The sequence below is a fragment of the Pseudomonas sp. LRF_L74 genome (assembly GCF_965644255.1).
Taxonomy (GTDB): domain Bacteria; phylum Pseudomonadota; class Gammaproteobacteria; order Pseudomonadales; family Pseudomonadaceae; genus Aquipseudomonas.
Map to the genome: position 1 here is coordinate 251,735 of NZ_CBFFRH010000003.1, position 17,595 is coordinate 269,329.

The following is a 17,595-nucleotide window of genomic DNA, read 5'->3' on the forward strand; positions in this document are numbered from 1 at the left end:
GCCGCGTAGCCCGCTACGCATGCCGACGTTAAAAAGTCTGGTTATGGACGGCAGCTCCAGCCGGGCCGTCACATGCCGCGCGCACCTGATCGATAAACGCGCGGATCCTGCCAGCGTCCTTGATGCCCTTGGCTATCTCGACCCCGCCGCTGACATCCACCGCATAGGGCCGGACGCGCTCGATGGCCTCGCGCACATTGGCCGGCGTCAGGCCTCCCGCGAGAATCACTGGCAACCCGGGGTTTTCCGGCACCAGCGACCAGTCGAACGCCGCGCCGGTGCCGCCGGGAAGACCCTCGACATAGGTATCGAGCAGCACCCCAGAAGCGTTCGGGTAAGCCGCGATCTGTTCGATCACCTCATCTTGGGAACGGACACGCAGCGCCTTGATATAGGGGCGACCATGGCCTTCGCAGTCCGCAGCGGTTTCGTCGCCGTGGAACTGCAGAAGGTCCAGCGGCACCTGGGCGAGCGTCTGCGCCACCGCCTCTCGCCCGGCATTGACGAACAAGCCGACGCTGGTGACGAAAGGAGGCAACGCCCGAACGATCGCGCGCGCCTGCTCCAGGCTCACGGCACGCGGGCTCTTGGCGTAGAACACCAGGCCGATGGCATCGGCTCCAGCTGCCACCGCGGCCAGGGCGTCTTCGATGCGGGTAATACCGCAAATCTTGCTGCGAACGATCGTCAAGTACGACTACCCGGAGGGAAAAGCACGGATATTAGCAAATGGCGCCAGCAGGACCAGCACCATTTGCCATGACGTCCGGCAAACCGGAAAGAAAATGCGGGCCGAGGTAGCGCTGCGGCAACTCGAACTCATCCGGGTACTCCACCTGCACCAGATACAGCCCGTAAGGGTGCGCGGTAACGCCGCCGGTGCGCCGCACGCGGCTTTCCAGCACTTCCCTGGCCCACTCCACCGGGCGCTCGCCACTGGCAATGGTCATCAGCACACCTGCGAAATTGCGCACCATGTGATGCAGGAAGGCATTGGCACGGATATCCAGGACCAGGAAACGGCCCCATTCGAGGATCTCCAGATGATGCACGGTCTTGATCGGCGACTTGGCCTGACACTGCCGCGCTCGGAATGCACTGAAATCGTGGGTGCCGACCAGATGCCGAGCCGCCTCGCGCATGCGCTGGATATCCAGCGGGCGATGGTTCCAGGTCACCTCTTCGGCCATGTGCGCCGGACGGATCTGATCGTTGTAGATCACATAACGGTAACGCCTGGCCTTGGCACTGAAGCGCGCATCGAAGGCGAGCGGCATACTCCTGGCCCAGGTCACACTGATATCCGGCGGCAGGTTGAGATTCGCCCCCATGGTCCAGGCATGCATGGTGCGCTCGACCGTCGTATCGAAATGCACTATCTGACCGCTGGCGTGCACCAGAGCATCGGTACGTCCGGCACAACTCAGGGTCACCGGGGCGCCGCCGGCGACCTTGGACAGGGCAGTCTCAAGACGCTCCTGAATCGATGGCACACCCGCGCGCTGGCGCTGAAAGCCGCGATAGCGCGAACCTTTGTATTCGACGCCAAGGGCGATCCTGTAAACGGCGACGGCAGCCTCCTCGGCTGCCGTCTTGGGTACTTCGTGGGGCATTGTCAGAACCTGTTCAGCCTCTAGCCAGCTAGAGGCAAACGGTGGAGTGAATGACTGAGGAGGCGAAGTTTACATGCGCAAAACAAACATCCGCAGCCATTTTCAACGCCGCTTAGCCAACGCGCAGCAAGTCTCAGAACCTGTTTACGATTCTCAGACCAGCTTGGCGATCAGCTCACGTGCCTCCTGCTGCTGGCTCTCGTTACCTTCGGCCGCCACCTCGTCGAGAATGTCGCGGGCGCCTTCGGTATCGCCCATGTCGATGTATGCCCGCGCCAAATCCAGCTTGGTCGCGCTCTCGTCGGTCCCGGAGAGGAAGTCGAACTCCTCATCAAGGTCGTCCAATCCATCATCGAGAGCCGAGGCCTCAGCGAAATCCCCGCCCAGTTGATCCAGCTCGGCGCTGACTTCATCCAATTGAGCAGCAAAACTGTCGGCCTGAGGCTCGGCCACGGCAGGCTCTTCCGGCAGCGAAAGATCGAAGTCATCCGGCAGGCCAAGATCGGCAGCAGCCGGTTCGGCCTTCGGCTCGTCCAGGCTCAGCAGGAAGTCATCGTCCGCCAGTAGCGCATCCGACTCAGTCTCCGGCAAATCAAGGCTGAATGTCGGCAGATCGGCAGCCGGCAGGTTTTCGGCGCCCGCGGCCAATGCCTCTTCCTCACCCAACTCCAGGTCGAAGTCCAGATCGTCGGCAGCGCTGTCCTGCGGGACCAGGGGATCAAGCGTGAAATCACCCAGGTCGCCGGGCTTTTCCGCCAGTTCCTTGTCCAGCTCATCCAGGCTCAGGTCGAAGGCGTCGTCCAGGTCGTCAATCGCTGCCGGCGCAGCAGGCGCTGCGGCAACCGAATCGTCCAAGGTCAGGTCATCCAGGCTGAAGCTGTCGAGGTCGTCCAGTGTCGCGGCACCAGCAACCAAAGCCGCGGCAACCATGGCCGGATACCTCGATTTCAATTGTTCCACCTCGGCAGCGGCTCCGCCGATTTCACGCAGCTCCTGCTCCTGACGGGTGAAACCATCGCGGTCACCCAGCTCAGCATAAACTTCCATCAGCTTGAGGCGCAGGTCAGTCCGCTGGGGCTCGTCATTGATCGCATTGTGCAGCAGTTCGGCCGCCTGGTTGAACTTGCCATAGGCGATGTATATATCGGCCTCACCCAGTGCGTCGGCGGTGCGTGGCGCGACGAACTCTTCTTCATGCTTGTCCAGGTCCAGCCCGGAGAAACTGTCGCTCTGGTCACTCAGGTCAACGCTGAAGGTGTCGCCGCTATCGTCGCCACCATCCTGCGCAAACGCCTGACGCTCTTCCTTCGCGGCCTTGCGCCGGGAACCGATCAGCAGGCCAATCAGGCCAAGCAGGACAACGCCGCCACCCGCAGCCAGGAGCATGGGGTTGGCCAACAGGTCGTCGAGGAAGCTCGGCTCGGCAACCGGTTCGGCCGGTTGCACTGGAGCCGGCTTGGGGGACGCCGGCTTGGCTGCAGCCGGTTTGTCGGCCGGCTTCTCGACTGGCGCCGGCTTGGCAGCAGGTAGCGCAGCCTCGGGCTTGGACTCGTCGGGCTCAGCGGGTTCGGCCTCGACAGCGCCCTCAACAGGAGCCGGGGCCGGCTTAGCAGCCGCTGGCGCAGCATCGCCCGGAGCTGGCGTAGCCACCGGCTGGGCAGGAACTTCTGGCGCGGCGGGAACGGCCTTACCTTGTGCGGCCATGTCTGCCTGCAGCTTGGCCAACTGGCCATCCTTCAGGGCGATGAGTTTCTGCACCTTGTCGAGCTGGCTCTGCAGGTCGCCCATGCGGCTCTTCAGCTCTTCGTTCTCGCGACGGGTCGAGTCCAGACTTTCCTTGGTCACGGCCAGTTGATCGTTGAGCGCCTTGACGTCACCGGCGTTGGAAGTATTGCCAGCCTTCTCGTTACCCGGGGCAACCAGCTTGAGATTGTCCTTGACCTCCGCTCGCGCGGGAGCATCGCCTGCGCTGGAACGCTTGGTGGCATCGAGTTGGCGCGCACCGCTCGCTGCAGCAGGGTTGCGGCCCTGACGCCAGGCGCTGTTCTGCGCGGCAACCTGGGTCAGCGCCTCGGATTGGCTACGGCTGGCGATCTGTTGTTCGGTCGGCAGACGCAGGACCTGGCCACTCTTCAGGCGATTGATGTTGCCATCGACGAAGGCATCCGGATTGAGCTCCTGAATGGCCAGCATGGCCTGATGCACGGAACCACCCTGGCGATTGCGCTGAGCGATTTCCCAAAGGGTGTCGCGGGAGGTGGTGCGGTATTGATCACTGGCAGCCGGCTTGGCACTTGGAGTGGCACGCGGAGCAACCGGAGCGGCGGCGGGTGCCGGGGCGGCAGGGCGCGCCGCCTGAGGTGCCGGAGCGGGAGTACGCCGAGGCGCTGCGACCGGGGCTTGCGGGGCGGCGGCAGTGACGGTCTGCGGGGAATAGGTTGGCGGATCGAGCAGCAGGGTGTACTCACGCAGCAGCCTTCCGTTGGGCCACAGCACTTCCACCAGGAAATTCAGGTATGGCTCACGTACAGGCTTGCTGGAAGTAACGCGGATAACGCTCCTGCCCTTGGCATTGATGACCGGCGTGAACTTCAGGTCAGTCAGGAAATAGTCGCGCTCCACGCCGGCCTTGCTGAACTCGTCAGCCGAGGCCAGGGCTGGAATGACTTCCGTACCATTGAGATCACGCACCTCCAGCAGTTCGATTTCCGCCACGAGAGGCTGGCTGAGCGATGACTTCAAGGTCACCTCCCCCAATCCCAGCGCGTTGGCGGTGCCGGAAGAAAACGCCGAAGCAGCCGCTATTGCCAATACCAGTTTGCGAACCCGAACCATAGCGTGATCCCTTGTTTTAACTTTCCCGACTGCGAGAAATGATTGAACAGTACCGCTCCTTTCCGCTGACGCGGTCCCCGTCAGCACTGTTCAACGGAATTGAGCCAAGTTAGAAAATTTCTAAAATTTGGCGGTAAGTATCTTTTACAGATGGTGTTTTATCAACAACTCAGCTATCTGCACAGCATTCAGGGCGGCGCCTTTTCGTACATTATCAGACGCAATCCACAAATTGAGTTCCGCCGGATCGTCGATCCCCGCCCTCAGGCGCCCGACATAAATCTCATCCTGGCCGACCGCATCACCAACCACTGTCGGACAATCCTGCGATTCGACCAACTCGATGCCTGCTTGCCCCTCCAGTACGCCAACGATCTGTTCCAGGTCCACCGCGTGCGAGCATTGCAGGGAAACCGAAAGACTGTCGCCGAAGAATACCGGGGCCACCAGGCAGGTTACGGAAACCCGCAGCCCGTCTATACCCAGGACCTGTTTCAACTCATCGCTGATCCGCCGCTCCATGGGCATGAATCCCGCCGAGTCAATCGATCCAGACTGCCCAAGCAAGTTAAATGCCACCTGTTGACCAAAGACACGGGGTTCCAGCGGCCGCATGTTCAGTAACTCGGTGGTCTGGCGGGCCAGCTCGGCAACGCCCTCGCGACCGAAGTTCGATACCGCCAGCGCGGCAGTCAGCGTGACCTTGCGCAGCGCCAGTCGCTCCTGCAAGGGCTTCAGCACCACGGCAAGCGCGCATACGACAGAAGCAGGACTGCCAACCAACGGGGTTTGCAATGCGTCGATCGATGCACCGTTGACCTCGGGCACAATCCGCGGGGCGCGCTGCAACGATTGGCTGGCGGAAAGATCCACCACGCGACAACCCGCCGCCAGCGCCTTGTCGACGCATGCCCCAGCCACTGCCGCATCCACAGCGAGGAACGCCAGCCCCACCCGGGAAAAGTCGAAATCGGCCACATCCCGCACCCGCAGGTTACGGCCCTTGAAGGGCACGGACTGACCCGCAGAGGCACTACCTGCCAGAAGATGCAGGTTGGCCAACGGAAAATCCCGTTCTTCGAGCAACTGGACCAGAGTCTCGCCAACGGTTCCAGTTGCACCGATCACGGCGACATCGAGCGCTTGGGACATCAGAAAAGCCTGTATTGAAGGAGTCGCGGCACTCTAACCGCCACGGACCGCACAGGCAATTTCGCAAAAGAAGAAGGGCCGGTAGAACCGGCCCTTTCGAGGATCAACGCTCCAGCAGGATGCGCAGCATGCGCCGCAGCGGCTCGGCGGCCCCCCACAGGAGTTGGTCGCCAACGGTGAAGGCACCGAGGTACTGACTGCCCATGTTCAGCTTGCGCAGACGACCGACCGGAACGCTCAGGGTACCGGTGACCGCCGTTGGGCCGAGTTCGCGAATGCTGGCTTCGCGATGGTTCGGCACCAGCTTGACCCACGGGTTGTGCTGGCTGATCAGGCCTTCGATGTCGCCCATCGGCACATCTTTATTGAGCTTGATGGTCAGCGCCTGGCTATGGCAACGCATGGCGCCGATACGCACGCACAGGCCGTCGACCGGAATCGGATTCTTGAAGCGGCCAAGGATCTTGTTGGTCTCCGCCTGCCCTTTCCATTCTTCGCGGCTCTGGCCGTTCGGCAGCTCCTTGTCGATATAGGGGATCAGGCTGCCGGCCAATGGCACACCGAAATTGTCGACCGGGAAGGACTCGCCACGCATGGTTTCGGCGACCTTGCGATCGATGTCGAGGATCGCGCTGGCCGGATCGGCCAGGTCATCGGCAACAGCCCCATGAATGGCACCCATCTGCTTGATCAGCTCGCGCATGTTCTGCGCGCCGGCACCGGATGCCGCCTGGTAGGTCATGGCGCTCATCCACTCGACCAGGCCGGCCTCGTACAGACCGCCAAGGGCCATCAGCATCAGGCTGACGGTGCAGTTGCCGCCGATATAGTTGCGCACGCCATTGTCCAGCGACTGGTCGATGACCTTGCGGTTCACCGGATCGAGCACGATCACCGAATCGTCGGCCATGCGCAGGCTCGACGCAGCGTCGATCCAGTAGCCGTTCCAGCCCGCCTCGCGCAGCTTGGGGAAGACTTCGCTGGTGTAGTCGCCACCCTGGCAGGTCAGGATCACATCGAGACCTTTGAGCTCGTCGATGCTGTAGGCGTCCTTCAGCGGCGCGACATCCTTGCCCACTGCCGGCCCCTGGCCGCCAACGTTGGAGGTGGTGAAGAAAACCGGCTCGATCAGGTCGAAGTCACGCTCTTCCAGCATGCGCTGCATAAGCACGGAACCAACCATACCGCGCCAACCGATCAGACCTACGCGTTTCATAGACAACTACACCCTAATAAAGAAGTGGACCGTTCCAAGCTGACTAGCAGGCTATTGAAAAACTACCAGCGTTGGCTTGCCGTCGTTAAGAACAACCTCAAAAAGCTCATTTACAGCGATTTTTCGGTCGTTTTTGCCTCGGCCATCCTGCCTCGCCTACGTTTTTCAACAACCTGAATTTGCTAGACGCTTAGCGGGCGCAACAGATTACAGATTCCGCAAGGCTTCGACCACTGCGTCGCCCATGGCGGCGGTACCGACCTTGGTCGTGCCCTCGGACCAGATATCGCCAGTGCGCAGGCCCTGGTCGAGCACCTTGCTCACTGCCAGTTCGATGGCGTTTGCCGCCTCGGCCTGGTTGAAGGTGTAACGCAGCATCATCGATACCGAAAGAATGGTCGCCAGCGGGTTGGCGACGCCCTGGCCAGCGATGTCCGGCGCCGAGCCGTGGCACGGCTCGTACATGCCCTTGTTCCGCGAATCCAGGGAGGCAGACGGCAGCATGCCGATGGAACCGGTCAACATGGAAGCCTCATCCGACAGGATGTCACCGAACATGTTGTCAGTGACCATCACATCGAACTGCTTGGGCGCGCGGACCAGTTGCATGGCCGCATTGTCGACGTACATGTGGCTGAGCTCGACGTCCGGGTAATCCTTAGCCACTTCCTCGACCACTTCGCGCCAGAGCTGGCTGGAAGCCAGGACGTTGGCCTTGTCCACCGAACATAGCTTCTTGCCACGCACGCGGGCCATGTCGAAACCAACGCGCGCGATGCGACGGATCTCGCTTTCGCTGTATGGCAGGGTGTCGTAGGCCTGGCGCTCGCCGTTTTCCAGCTCGCGGCTGCCACGCGGCGCGCCGAAGTAGATGCCGCCAGTCAGCTCACGAACGATGAGGATATCCAGGCCAGCGACCACTTCACGCTTGAGACTGGAAGCATCGGCCAGTTGCGGATAGAGGATGGCCGGACGCAGGTTGCCGAACAGGCCCAGTTGCGAACGGATCTTCAGCAGGCCGCGCTCCGGGCGGATATCCCGCTCGATCTTGTCCCACTTCGGCCCGCCGACAGCGCCGAGCAGGATCGCATCGGCGGCCTTGGCACGAGCCAGCGTCTCGTCGGCGAGCGGCACGCCATGCTTGTCGATCGCCGCACCACCGATGACGTCATGGGACAGTTCGAAACCGAGCTGGAACTTGTCGTTCGCCAACTCCAGCACCTTGACCGCCTCGGTGACGATTTCCGGACCGATGCCATCGCCGGGGAGAATCAGAATCTGCTTGCTCATAAAAGGTCATCCTTAGAATCGAAAACGGCAAGCCGGCGGCTCACCGAAAAGTTATCTATTTGCCAGCCCAGAGCACCAGCACATCGCTGCTGAACGAGCCATCGGCACTGATCTCGAAATACTCACGCACTTCGGCGCCGACCGACTGCTGCAAGGCCAGGATGGCATCGCGCATCACATCCGGCGTGCGCATGCGCTTGATCCACGAAGCGAACTCCAGGCGCAGGCGCTGGCGGGTATGACTGCGCACATGCAGACCGGCCTCGCTGACCTGGCGCAGCCATTCGGCAACCGAGTAGTCGCGCACATGGCTGGTATCGCGCAGCACCTCGACGGTCTGCAGGTAGGTGTCGAGCAGCGGGCTTCCGGGCGACACGACATCGACGAACGCGACCGTGCCACCGGGTTTCAACACCCGGCGCACGTCGCGCAGGGCCAGCCCCAAGTCGCTCCAGTGATGCGCCGAATAGCGACTGAAGACGAAGTCGAAGCTGCCATCGTCAAACGGCAATCGCTCGGCGGCACCGCACTCGACGCGGATGTTGGCCAGGCCACGCTGTCGCGCCGTATCTCGAACCACCTCAAGCATCGATTCGGACAAATCGTAAGCCACCACTTCGCCGACGTGAGGCGCCACGTTGAAAGCGACATGGCCGGCACCGCACCCCAGATCGAGCACCCGCGCATCACTGCGCCCCTGCACTTCGGCCTGTAGTAGCGCGAACTCGGTTCCCTGGGCATGCACGGCGCTGTTCAGGTAAGCATTGGCCTGCTCGCCGAACTGTGCGGTCACCACCTGGGCATGAGTTCTCTCGGTCATCTCGCTCTCTCCTCTACGCTTATTTGATGGCGCCAAACAGCCAGGGCTGGCTGGCCTTGTGGCGTGCTTCGAAGGTATTGATCGCCTCGGCATCCTGCAGGGTCAGGCCGATGTCATCCAGGCCGTTGAGCAGGCAGTGCTTGCGGAAGGCATCGACTTCGAAGCTGTATTGCACGCCATCCGGGCGAGTGACGGTCTGCGCGGCGAGGTCGACGGTCAGCTGATAGCCCTCGGTCGCTTCGGCCTGCTCGAACAGCGCATCGACGTCTTCTTCAGCCAGGATGATCGGCAGCAAGCCGTTCTTGAAGCTGTTGTTGAAGAAGATGTCGGCATAACTCGGTGCGATGATGGTGCGGAAGCCGTACTCGTCCAGTGCCCACGGCGCATGCTCGCGGGACGAACCACAACCGAAGTTCTCACGGGCCAGGAGCACGCTGGCACCCTGATAACGCGGGAAATTGAGGACGAAATCCTTGTTGATCGGACGCTTGGAGTTGTCCTGGTTCGGCTGGCCGACATCCAGGTAGCGCCACTCGTCGAACAGGTTTGGACCGAAGCCCGAGCGCTTGATCGACTTGAGGAATTGCTTGGGAATGATCTGGTCGGTGTCGACGTTGGCACGGTCGAGCGGGCAAACCAGGCCGGTATGCTGGGTAAAGGCTTTCATCATCTATCTCCTCAGGCCTGGATCAGTTCGCGCACGTCGATGAAACGCCCGGTCACCGCTGCGGCGGCAGCCATCGCAGGGCTGACCAGGTGGGTACGACCACCGGCGCCCTGGCGGCCTTCGAAGTTGCGGTTGGAGGTCGAGGCGCAATGCTCGCCGCTGCCCAGTTTGTCCGGATTCATCGCCAGGCACATGGAGCAGCCTGGCTCACGCCACTCGAAACCGGCTTCGATGAAGATCTTGTCCAGCCCCTCCTCTTCCGCCTGCGCCTTGACCAGGCCGGAGCCCGGTACCACCAACGCCTGGATGACGCTGCTGGCGACCTTGCGGCCCTTGGCCACTTCGGCGGCGGCACGCAGGTCTTCGATACGCGAATTGGTGCAGGAGCCGATGAACACGCGATCCAGCTTGATGTCGGTAATCGGCTGGTTGGCGGTCAGGCCCATGTACTTGAGCGCACGGGTGATCGAGTCGCGCTTGACCGGGTCGCTTTCGACGGCAGGGTCTGGCACGAGCTGGTCAACGGCGAGCACCATTTCCGGCGAGGTGCCCCAACTGACCTGCGGCTTGATGTCCTCGGCCTTGAGCTCGACAACCGTGTCGAAGAACGCATCGTCATCGGACACCAGATCGCTCCAGGCCTCCACGGCGCGCGCCCAGTCTTCGCCCTTCGGCGAGAACGGGCGACCTTCGACATAGGCGACGGTCTTCTCGTCCACCGCGACCAGGCCAACGCGGGCGCCCGCTTCGATCGACATGTTGCAGATGGTCATGCGGCCTTCCAGCGACAGGTCGCGGATCGCGCTGCCGGCGAACTCCATGGCGTGGCCGTTGCCACCGGCGGTGCCGATCCTGCCGATCACGGCGAGGACGATGTCCTTGGCAGTGACGCCGAATTGCAGTTTGCCTTCGACGCGCACCTGCATGTTCTTCATCTTCTTGGCGACCAGGCATTGGGTGGCGAGCACGTGCTCGACTTCCGAGGTGCCGATGCCATGGGCCAGCGCGCCGAAAGCGCCATGGGTGGAGGTGTGCGAGTCGCCGCAGACCACGGTCATGCCCGGCAGGGTCGCGCCCTGCTCCGGACCGACCACGTGGACGATACCCTGGCGCACGTCGTTCATCTTGAATTCGACGATGCCGAAATCGTCACAGTTCTCATCCAGAGTCTTGACCTGGATCCGCGAGACCTCATCGGCGATGGCAGCGAGGCCACCCGCACGCTCGACCTTGGTGGTCGGCACGTTGTGGTCAGGGGTCGCGACGTTGGCATCGATGCGCCATGGCTTGCGACCGGCCAGACGCAGGCCCTCGAAAGCCTGGGGCGAGGTCACTTCATGGAGGATGTGACGATCGATGTAGATCAGCGACGAACCATCGTCACGCCGCTTAACCTCATGCATCTCCCACAGTTTGTCGTAGAGAGTCTTGCCGGCCATCTTGCTATGTCCTCATCAGGGTTACCTGCAGCCGGGTCAATAGCCCTTCTGCTTATGGGGCGATGATAAAAACTTGCAATGAATAACTCCAATTCATATTTTTCATCCATTGGATAACCAACTGGAATTCACAATGGACCTTGCCAATCTCAACGCCTTTATCGCCATCGCCGAGTCGGGCAGCTTCTCCGAAGCCGCGGAACGCCTGCACCTGACCCAACCCGCAGTGAGCAAGCGCATCGCCTCGCTGGAGCAGCAACTGGACATGCGCCTGTTCGACCGCCTCGGCCGTGAGATCAACCTCACCGAGGCCGGTCGCGCCCTGCTGCCACGGGCCTATCAGATCCTCAACGTGCTGGATGATACGCGCCGCGCACTGTCCAACCTGAACGGCGAGATCACCGGTCGCCTGACCCTGGCCACCAGCCATCACATCGGCCTGCATCGCCTGCCGCCGATCCTACGCGCCTTCACCCGCGCCCACCCGCAGGTGGCCCTGGACATCCAGTTCCTCGACTCGGAAGTGGCCTACGAGGAGATCCTCCACGGCCGTGCCGAACTGGCCGTCATCACCCTGGCGCCGGAGACTCGCGAACCGGTACGCGCCGTAGCGGTATGGGACGATCCGCTGGACTTCGTCGCCGCCCCCGAGCACCCGCTGATCCTCAATGGCATTGCCAGCCTTGCCGACATCGCTCACCACCCGGCGGTTTTTCCCGGCGACAACACCTTCACCCACCACATCGTCCAGCGCCTGTTCGAGGCCGCCGGGCTGACCCCCAACATCGGCATGAGCACCAACTACCTGGAGACGATCAAGATGATGGTCTCCATCGGACTGGCCTGGAGCGTGCTGCCGCGCACCATGCTCGACGAGCAGGTCACGCGCCTGCCGCTGCCGGGCATTCAACTGCGCCGCCAACTGGGCTACATCCTGCACCGGGAGCGCACCCTGTCCAATGCCGCCCGCGCATTCATGGCCCTACTGGACGAGCAACGCAGCCTCCTTGTCTAGACTGCCAAGACAATGACCCGCGAGCCGTGGTAACAATGTGCCACATGCCCAATAGCCGCCAACGCACGCGGCACCAATCGGCGGTCAATCCATGAGTAGAACCGACGACAAGCAACCGCCCTTTCCTTTCATTCCCGTCCTCGATCCGGCCGAGTTCGAAAAGACCTGGCAAGACGCCCCCCGCCTGATCGCCGCGCTCTACGGCGCGCGACTGGGCGCCTGGTACTGGGATGTGGAAAGCGGTGCGGTGAGTTGGTCGCGAGGCGCGCAGGCACTGTTCGGCCTGGACCCGAGCAAGCCACTGGAACACCCGGTCGATTACGCCGACCTGATTCCCGAAGAGGATCGCCCCCAAGTACTCAAGCTGTTTCGCGACGTGCTGGCCGGAAACCCGCCAGGTCGCCCCTTGCAGCACCGGATTCGCTGGCCTGACGGCAGTCTCCACTGGCTGGAGATAAGTGGCAGCCTGCAGCATGATGTCGACGGCAAGCCACGCGTGTTCGGCGTGATCCGCGACCTCACCAACCAACGTGATCGCGAGGAACAGTTGGCCAAGTCAGAGCGGCGGTTTTCCAGCCTGTTCCACATGAGCCCGGCAGTGGTCGTACTGGTGCGCTACGCCGACGACGTGGTGATCGAAGTCAACCAACACTTCGAAACCCAGTTCGGTTGGCGCCTGGATCAGATTCGCGAACACAAGGCCCAAGAACTCGGGCTCTGGGTCGATCCGAGCCAGCGGGATGCGATAAAGCGCCAAGCACTCGAGCAGGAGGGCCCGGTCATCCAGCAGGTCAAGCTGCGTACACGCGACGGCGATATCCTCGACGGCATTCTCAGCAGCCAGTCCGTGGACTTCGACGCCCAGCGCTTCCTGCTCTGCACCTTTGTCGACACCACTGAGCGCCAACGTGCCGAGGCGACCTTGCGAGCCAGCGAGGAAAAATTTTCCAACGCCTTCAACCACACCCCGGACGCCATGGTCATTTCCGAGCTGGAAAGCGGCCGCATCCTGGAGATGAACCCGGCCTTCGAACGGCAATTCGGCTGGAGCAAACAAGAGGCCCTCGGCCGCTCATCCCTTGATCTTGGCATATGGGTAAATAGCGGGGATCGCACTCACCTGATCGAAACCATCAAACGCGAAGGCAGGTGCCAGAACCTGGAAGTAGAACTGGCGAGCCGGGACGGTCGGCACAGCAGTAACCTGCTGTTCGGCGGCGAAACAAAAACCAACGGCCTGCGCTCCATGGTCCTGACCATTCGCGACATTTCCCAACAGCGCGCCCAGGAACTGGCCCTGCGCGAAAGCAGGGAACGCCTGAGCCTGGCCCTGGATTCGGCCAACCTTGGCACGTGGGACTGGCATATCCCGAGCGGCGTGCTGCACACCTCACCACGCGCCGCCAGCCTGCACGAGCTCCCAGCCAAGCCCTTTCTTGGCACCGCGCAGGAGTTCAACCGGCGCATTCCCCGTATCGACCGCCAGTTGCTCTACAGCCACTACGACGACTTGATCAACGGCAAGCGCAAGGATATTCAGGTCACCTACCGGGTCCAGCTCGACAGCGGCGAATGCCGCTACCTGGAGAGCACCGCCAAACTGTATCGCGACAGCCTGAAGGCACCGCTGCGCATTTCCGGCGCGCTGAAGGACATCACTGAGCGCATTCAGCGCGAGCAAAAACTAGCCTCGTCGGAAGAGCGCTTCGTCAACCTGTTCCAGGCGATCCCCGAACCGGTCTGCGTCGTGCGCGTTCGCGACGGCGTGATCATCGAGATCAATCCGAGTTTCACCGAACTGTTCGGCTGGCCGCCGTCTGCAATCGTCGGCAAGTTCGCACGTGAACTGGATGTCTGGGATGGCGATCCGCTCGACCGGGTCGTCGAGAAGATGGTTGCCGAACACACGCTCAACAACGAGATGGCCCACTTGCGAACCGCCGACGGACGACAGCTCACCTGCGTACTGTCCGCGCGCTTCATCCATCTGGACCGCCAGCTATGCATCGTCACCTCGATCCGCGACATCACCGAACGCCAACGCGCCGAAGCCGCGCTCAAGGCCAGCCAGGAGAAGTTCGCCAAGGCCTTCCACTCCAGCCCCGACGCGATCACCATCAACGACGCCAAGGGCGGTCGCTACATCGAAGTCAACGAAGGCTTCACCCGACTCACCGGCTACACGGCCGATGAGGTCATAGGCCGGACCGCGGATGAATTCAACATCTGGGCAGACCCCGACCAGTTCATGGCCATGCGCCTGCACCTGCAACACGAAGGCAGGGTGGTGCACATGGAAATGAGAGGTCGACATCGGGATGGCAGCCTGCGCACGTTCGAGGTTTCCATCGAGCCCATCGACCTCGATGGAAAACCCTGCCTGCTACTCACCGCCCGCGACATCAGCGAACTGAAAGAAGCCCAGGCACAGGTGCAGCACCTGGCCTACCACGATCCTCTGACCAACCTGCCGAACCGTGCCCTGTTGATGGATCGCCTGACCCAGCAGATCACCCTGTTCAAGCGTCACGGCCTGCATGGCGCACTGCTGTTTCTCGATCTTGACCACTTCAAGCACATCAACGATTCCCTGGGCCACCCGGTAGGCGACGTCGTGCTGAAGATGATCACCGCTCGCCTGGAGGCCAGCGTGCGCCAGGAAGACACGGTAGCGCGCCTGGGTGGCGACGAATTCGTGGTACTGGTCACCGGCCTGACGGGCAAACGCTCGGAGATCACCCGCCAGGTCCGCCAGCTCGCGGAAAAACTGCGTCAGTTACTGGCCGAACCCATGCTACACAACGGCCATCGCCTGCAGGTCACCCCCAGTATCGGCATCGCCCTGATTCCCGACCACGGAGAAACGCCGGCCGATCTGCTCAAGCGTGCCGACATTGCCCTCTATCGAGCCAAGGACTCCGGGCGCAACGCCATCCAGATCTTCCAGACCACCATGCAGGCCGCCGCCAGTGAACGGCTACGCCTGGAAAGCGATCTGCGCCTGGCCATGGCTCGCGGCGAGTTCGAACTGTTCTTCCAGCCGCAGGTCGATGCCCGGACCAACCGCATCATCGGCACCGAGGCATTACTGCGCTGGCGCCACCCGACCCTGGGCATGCAGTCGCCTGCCGAATTCATCAGCATCCTTGAAGAGAGCGGATTGATTCTGGAGGTTGGCGCCTGGGTACTGGGCGAGGCCTGCCATGCCGTTGCGCAATTGATTCGCGACGGGCTCGCACCAGGCGGCCTACGCGTATGCGTGAACATCAGCCCACGGCAGTTCCGGCAGAACATCTTCGTCGACATCGTCGAGCGCTGCGTGCTGGACAGCGATCTGCCGGCAAACCTGCTGGAACTGGAAATCACCGAAAGCATCGTCATCCATAACCTGGACGACACCATTGCCAAGATGCAGCGCCTGAAAAGAAGCGGCATCTCCTTCGCCATGGACGACTTCGGCACCGGCTACTCATCGCTGACCTATCTCAAGCGACTTCCAGTGGACGTGTTGAAAATCGACCAGTCCTTCGTCCGCGATGCCACCAGCGACCCCAACGACGCCGAGATCATTCGCGCCATCGTCGCCATGGCACGCAGCCTCAATTTGAACATGGTCGCCGAAGGCGTCGAGCAGACTGAACAACTGGAGTTCCTGCAACAGCAGGGCTGCCACATCTATCAGGGCTATCTGTTCAGCAAACCCGTAGCGCTGGAAGAGTTTCGTCAGATGCTGGCGGAAGAGAACCACGCCCACCTGTAGGCCCGCCGCCAGGCCAGGCCTTTTTCGACTGCGTGGGGCTGATCGCTCAAAGGATACAAAAACGAAAAAGGGCGACCGAAGTCGCCCTTTTCCAGAATCACCGGAACTTAGTTCTGGTTCATCTGCGCGCGGATCAAATCACCGATGGTGGTCGGACCAGTGCTTTCAGCTTCTTGCTTGCTACGCAGCTCTTTCATCGCGTCTTTTTCGTCTTCGACGTCTTTGGACTTGATGGAGAGGCTGATTACGCGGCTCTTACGGTCGATGCTGATGATCTTGGCTTCGACTTCGTCGCCTTCCTTCAGGACGTTGCGCGCGTCTTCAACGCGGTCACGGCTGATTTCGGAGGCTTTCAGGGTCGCTTCGATTTCGTTGCCCAGATCGATGATGGCGCCTTTGGCGTCAACTTCTTTCACGGTGCCGCGAACGATGGTGCCCTTCTCGTTGAGCGAGGCGTAGTTGGAGAACGGATCGTCTTCCAGTTGCTTGATGCCCAGGGAGATACGCTCGCGCTCCGGATCGACCGACAGGATGACGGTTTCCAGCTCGTCGCCCTTCTTGAAGCGACGTACGGCTTCTTCGCCGACTTCGTTCCAGGAGATGTCCGACAGGTGAACCAGACCGTCGATGCCGCCGTCCAGACCGATGAAGATCCCGAAATCGGTGATCGACTTGATGGTGCCGGAGATCTTGTCGCCCTTGTTGAACTGGCCAGAGAAGTCTTCCCATGGGTTGGACTTGCACTGTTTGATGCCCAGGGAGATCCGACGACGCTCTTCGTCGATGTCCAGAACCTGAACTTCCACTTCGTCGCCAACCTGAACGACTTTCGACGGATGGATGTTCTTGTTGGTCCAGTCCATTTCGGAAACGTGTACCAGGCCTTCCACACCCTCTTCCAGCTCGGCGAAGCAGCCGTAGTCGGTGAGGTTGGTGACGCGTGCGGTAACACGGGTGCCTTCCGGGTAACGGGCTTTGATGGCAACCCATGGGTCTTCGCCCAGTTGCTTCAGGCCCAGGGATACGCGGTTGCGCTCGCGGTCGTATTTCAGGACCTTGACGTCGATCTCGTCGCCAACGTTGACGATCTCGGACGGATGCTTGATGCGCTTCCAGGCCATGTCGGTGATGTGCAGCAGACCATCTACGCCGCCCAGGTCAACGAACGCACCGTAGTCGGTGAGGTTCTTGACGATACCTTTGACTTGCTGGCCTTCCTGCAGGGATTCCAGCAGGGCTTCGCGCTCGGCGCTGTTCTCGGCTTCCAGGACGCTGCGGCGGGAAACGACAACGTTGTTGCGCTTCTGGTCCAGCTTGATGACCTTGAACTCGAGTTCCTTGCCTTCGAGGTGGGTGGTGTCGCGAACCGGACGCACGTCGACCAGCGAACCCGGCAGGAACGCGCGGATGCCGTTGACGTCGACGGTGAAACCGCCCTTGACCTTGCCGTTGATGACGCCCTTGACCACTTCTTCTGCAGCGAAAGCAGCTTCCAGAACGATCCAGCACTCGGCGCGCTTGGCTTTCTCGCGGGACAGCTTGGTTTCACCGAAGCCATCTTCAACCGCGTCCAGCGCAACGTGGACTTCATCACCGACCTTGATGGTCAGCTCGCCTTGTTCGTTGAAGAACTGGTCGAGCGGGATGACGCCTTCGGATTTCAGGCCGGCGTGGACGGTAACCCAGTCACCATCGATGTCGACCACGATGCCAGTGATGATGGCACCCGGTTGCATGTCGAGGGATTTCAGGCTTTCTTCAAACAGTTCTGCAAAGCTTTCGCTCATG

12 protein-coding genes are annotated in these 17,595 nt (G+C 61.5%); 2 read left to right on the forward strand and 10 right to left on the reverse strand.

Annotation, left to right across the window (positions count from 1 at the left end; genetic code table 11):
- Nucleotides 1-28 precede the first annotated feature (28 nt).
- The 9 genes from ACSZPK_RS09800 to leuC all read right to left on the reverse strand — a co-directional run bounded on the left by ACSZPK_RS09800 (nt 29) and on the right by leuC (nt 11,032).
- Nucleotides 29-691: a phosphoribosylanthranilate isomerase gene (locus ACSZPK_RS09800; RefSeq protein ID WP_437881264.1), complete on the reverse strand. Its 663-nt coding sequence runs from the start codon at nt 689-691 to the stop codon at nt 29-31.
- A 31-nt stretch (nt 692-722) separates the two neighbouring features.
- The gene (gene truA, locus ACSZPK_RS09805; protein WP_437881265.1) at nt 723-1,613 is read right to left on the reverse strand and encodes a tRNA pseudouridine(38-40) synthase TruA; all 891 of its coding nucleotides are present in this window, start codon (nt 1,611-1,613) and stop codon (nt 723-725) included.
- A gap of 153 nt (nt 1,614-1,766) precedes the next feature.
- Nucleotides 1,767-4,448 carry a FimV/HubP family polar landmark protein gene (locus tag ACSZPK_RS09810; protein ID WP_437881266.1) on the reverse strand — a complete coding sequence of 894 codons (2,682 nt, stop codon included), beginning with the start codon at nt 4,446-4,448 and terminating at the stop codon, nt 1,767-1,769.
- 144 nt (nt 4,449-4,592) lie between these two features.
- Nucleotides 4,593-5,600: an aspartate-semialdehyde dehydrogenase gene (locus tag ACSZPK_RS09815; RefSeq protein WP_437881267.1), complete on the reverse strand. Its 1,008-nt coding sequence runs from the start codon at nt 5,598-5,600 to the stop codon at nt 4,593-4,595.
- A gap of 103 nt (nt 5,601-5,703) precedes the next feature.
- A complete protein-coding gene (gene asd / locus ACSZPK_RS09820) occupies nt 5,704-6,816 on the reverse strand; it encodes an aspartate-semialdehyde dehydrogenase (protein ID WP_437881268.1) in 1,113 nt (370 codons plus the stop codon).
- A gap of 207 nt (nt 6,817-7,023) precedes the next feature.
- Nucleotides 7,024-8,106 (reverse strand): 3-isopropylmalate dehydrogenase, encoded by a 1,083-nt coding sequence (gene leuB, locus ACSZPK_RS09825; protein ID WP_437881269.1) that lies wholly within the window; start codon nt 8,104-8,106, stop codon nt 7,024-7,026.
- A 55-nt stretch (nt 8,107-8,161) separates the two neighbouring features.
- The gene (locus ACSZPK_RS09830) at nt 8,162-8,926 is read right to left on the reverse strand and encodes a class I SAM-dependent methyltransferase (RefSeq protein WP_437881270.1); all 765 of its coding nucleotides are present in this window, start codon (nt 8,924-8,926) and stop codon (nt 8,162-8,164) included.
- A gap of 19 nt (nt 8,927-8,945) precedes the next feature.
- Entirely contained in the window at nt 8,946-9,593 is a 648-nt protein-coding gene (gene leuD / locus ACSZPK_RS09835) for a 3-isopropylmalate dehydratase small subunit (protein WP_437881271.1), read from the reverse strand.
- An 11-nt stretch (nt 9,594-9,604) separates the two neighbouring features.
- Nucleotides 9,605-11,032, reverse strand: coding sequence for a 3-isopropylmalate dehydratase large subunit (gene leuC, locus ACSZPK_RS09840; RefSeq protein ID WP_437881272.1), 1,428 nt, complete (start codon nt 11,030-11,032; stop codon nt 9,605-9,607).
- Between the two features lie 133 nt (nt 11,033-11,165).
- On the opposite strand from leuC, the gene ACSZPK_RS09845 reads away from it, so the two are divergent.
- Nucleotides 11,166-12,047 carry a LysR family transcriptional regulator gene (locus tag ACSZPK_RS09845; protein WP_437881273.1) on the forward strand — a complete coding sequence of 294 codons (882 nt, stop codon included), beginning with the start codon at nt 11,166-11,168 and terminating at the stop codon, nt 12,045-12,047.
- Between the two features lie 91 nt (nt 12,048-12,138).
- On the forward strand, nt 12,139-15,807 hold the full coding sequence (locus ACSZPK_RS09850; RefSeq protein ID WP_437881274.1) for a PAS domain S-box protein: 3,669 nt from the start codon (nt 12,139-12,141) through the stop codon (nt 15,805-15,807).
- A gap of 107 nt (nt 15,808-15,914) precedes the next feature.
- On the opposite strand, the gene rpsA is transcribed toward ACSZPK_RS09850, so the two are convergent.
- Nucleotides 15,915-17,594, reverse strand: coding sequence for a 30S ribosomal protein S1 (rpsA, locus tag ACSZPK_RS09855; RefSeq protein WP_437881275.1), 1,680 nt, complete (start codon nt 17,592-17,594; stop codon nt 15,915-15,917).
- Between the last annotated feature and the right edge of the window lies 1 nt (nt 17,595).

Coding starts and splice junctions, on each gene's coding strand:
- leuD (WP_437881271.1), bottom strand. CDS start 9,593: ATGAAAGCCTTTACCCAGCATACCGGCCTGGTTTGCCCGCTCGACCGT.
- leuC (WP_437881272.1), bottom strand. CDS start 11,032: ATGGCCGGCAAGACTCTCTACGACAAACTGTGGGAGATGCATGAGGTT.
- leuB (WP_437881269.1), bottom strand. CDS start 8,106: ATGAGCAAGCAGATTCTGATTCTCCCCGGCGATGGCATCGGTCCGGAA.
- ACSZPK_RS09810 (WP_437881266.1), bottom strand. CDS start 4,448: ATGGTTCGGGTTCGCAAACTGGTATTGGCAATAGCGGCTGCTTCGGCG.
- ACSZPK_RS09850 (WP_437881274.1), top strand. CDS start 12,139: ATGAGTAGAACCGACGACAAGCAACCGCCCTTTCCTTTCATTCCCGTC.
- ACSZPK_RS09815 (WP_437881267.1), bottom strand. CDS start 5,600: ATGTCCCAAGCGCTCGATGTCGCCGTGATCGGTGCAACTGGAACCGTT.
- truA (WP_437881265.1), bottom strand. CDS start 1,613: ATGCCCCACGAAGTACCCAAGACGGCAGCCGAGGAGGCTGCCGTCGCC.
- asd (WP_437881268.1), bottom strand. CDS start 6,816: ATGAAACGCGTAGGTCTGATCGGTTGGCGCGGTATGGTTGGTTCCGTG.
- ACSZPK_RS09830 (WP_437881270.1), bottom strand. CDS start 8,926: ATGACCGAGAGAACTCATGCCCAGGTGGTGACCGCACAGTTCGGCGAG.
- ACSZPK_RS09845 (WP_437881273.1), top strand. CDS start 11,166: ATGGACCTTGCCAATCTCAACGCCTTTATCGCCATCGCCGAGTCGGGC.
- rpsA (WP_437881275.1), bottom strand. CDS start 17,594: ATGAGCGAAAGCTTTGCAGAACTGTTTGAAGAAAGCCTGAAATCCCTC.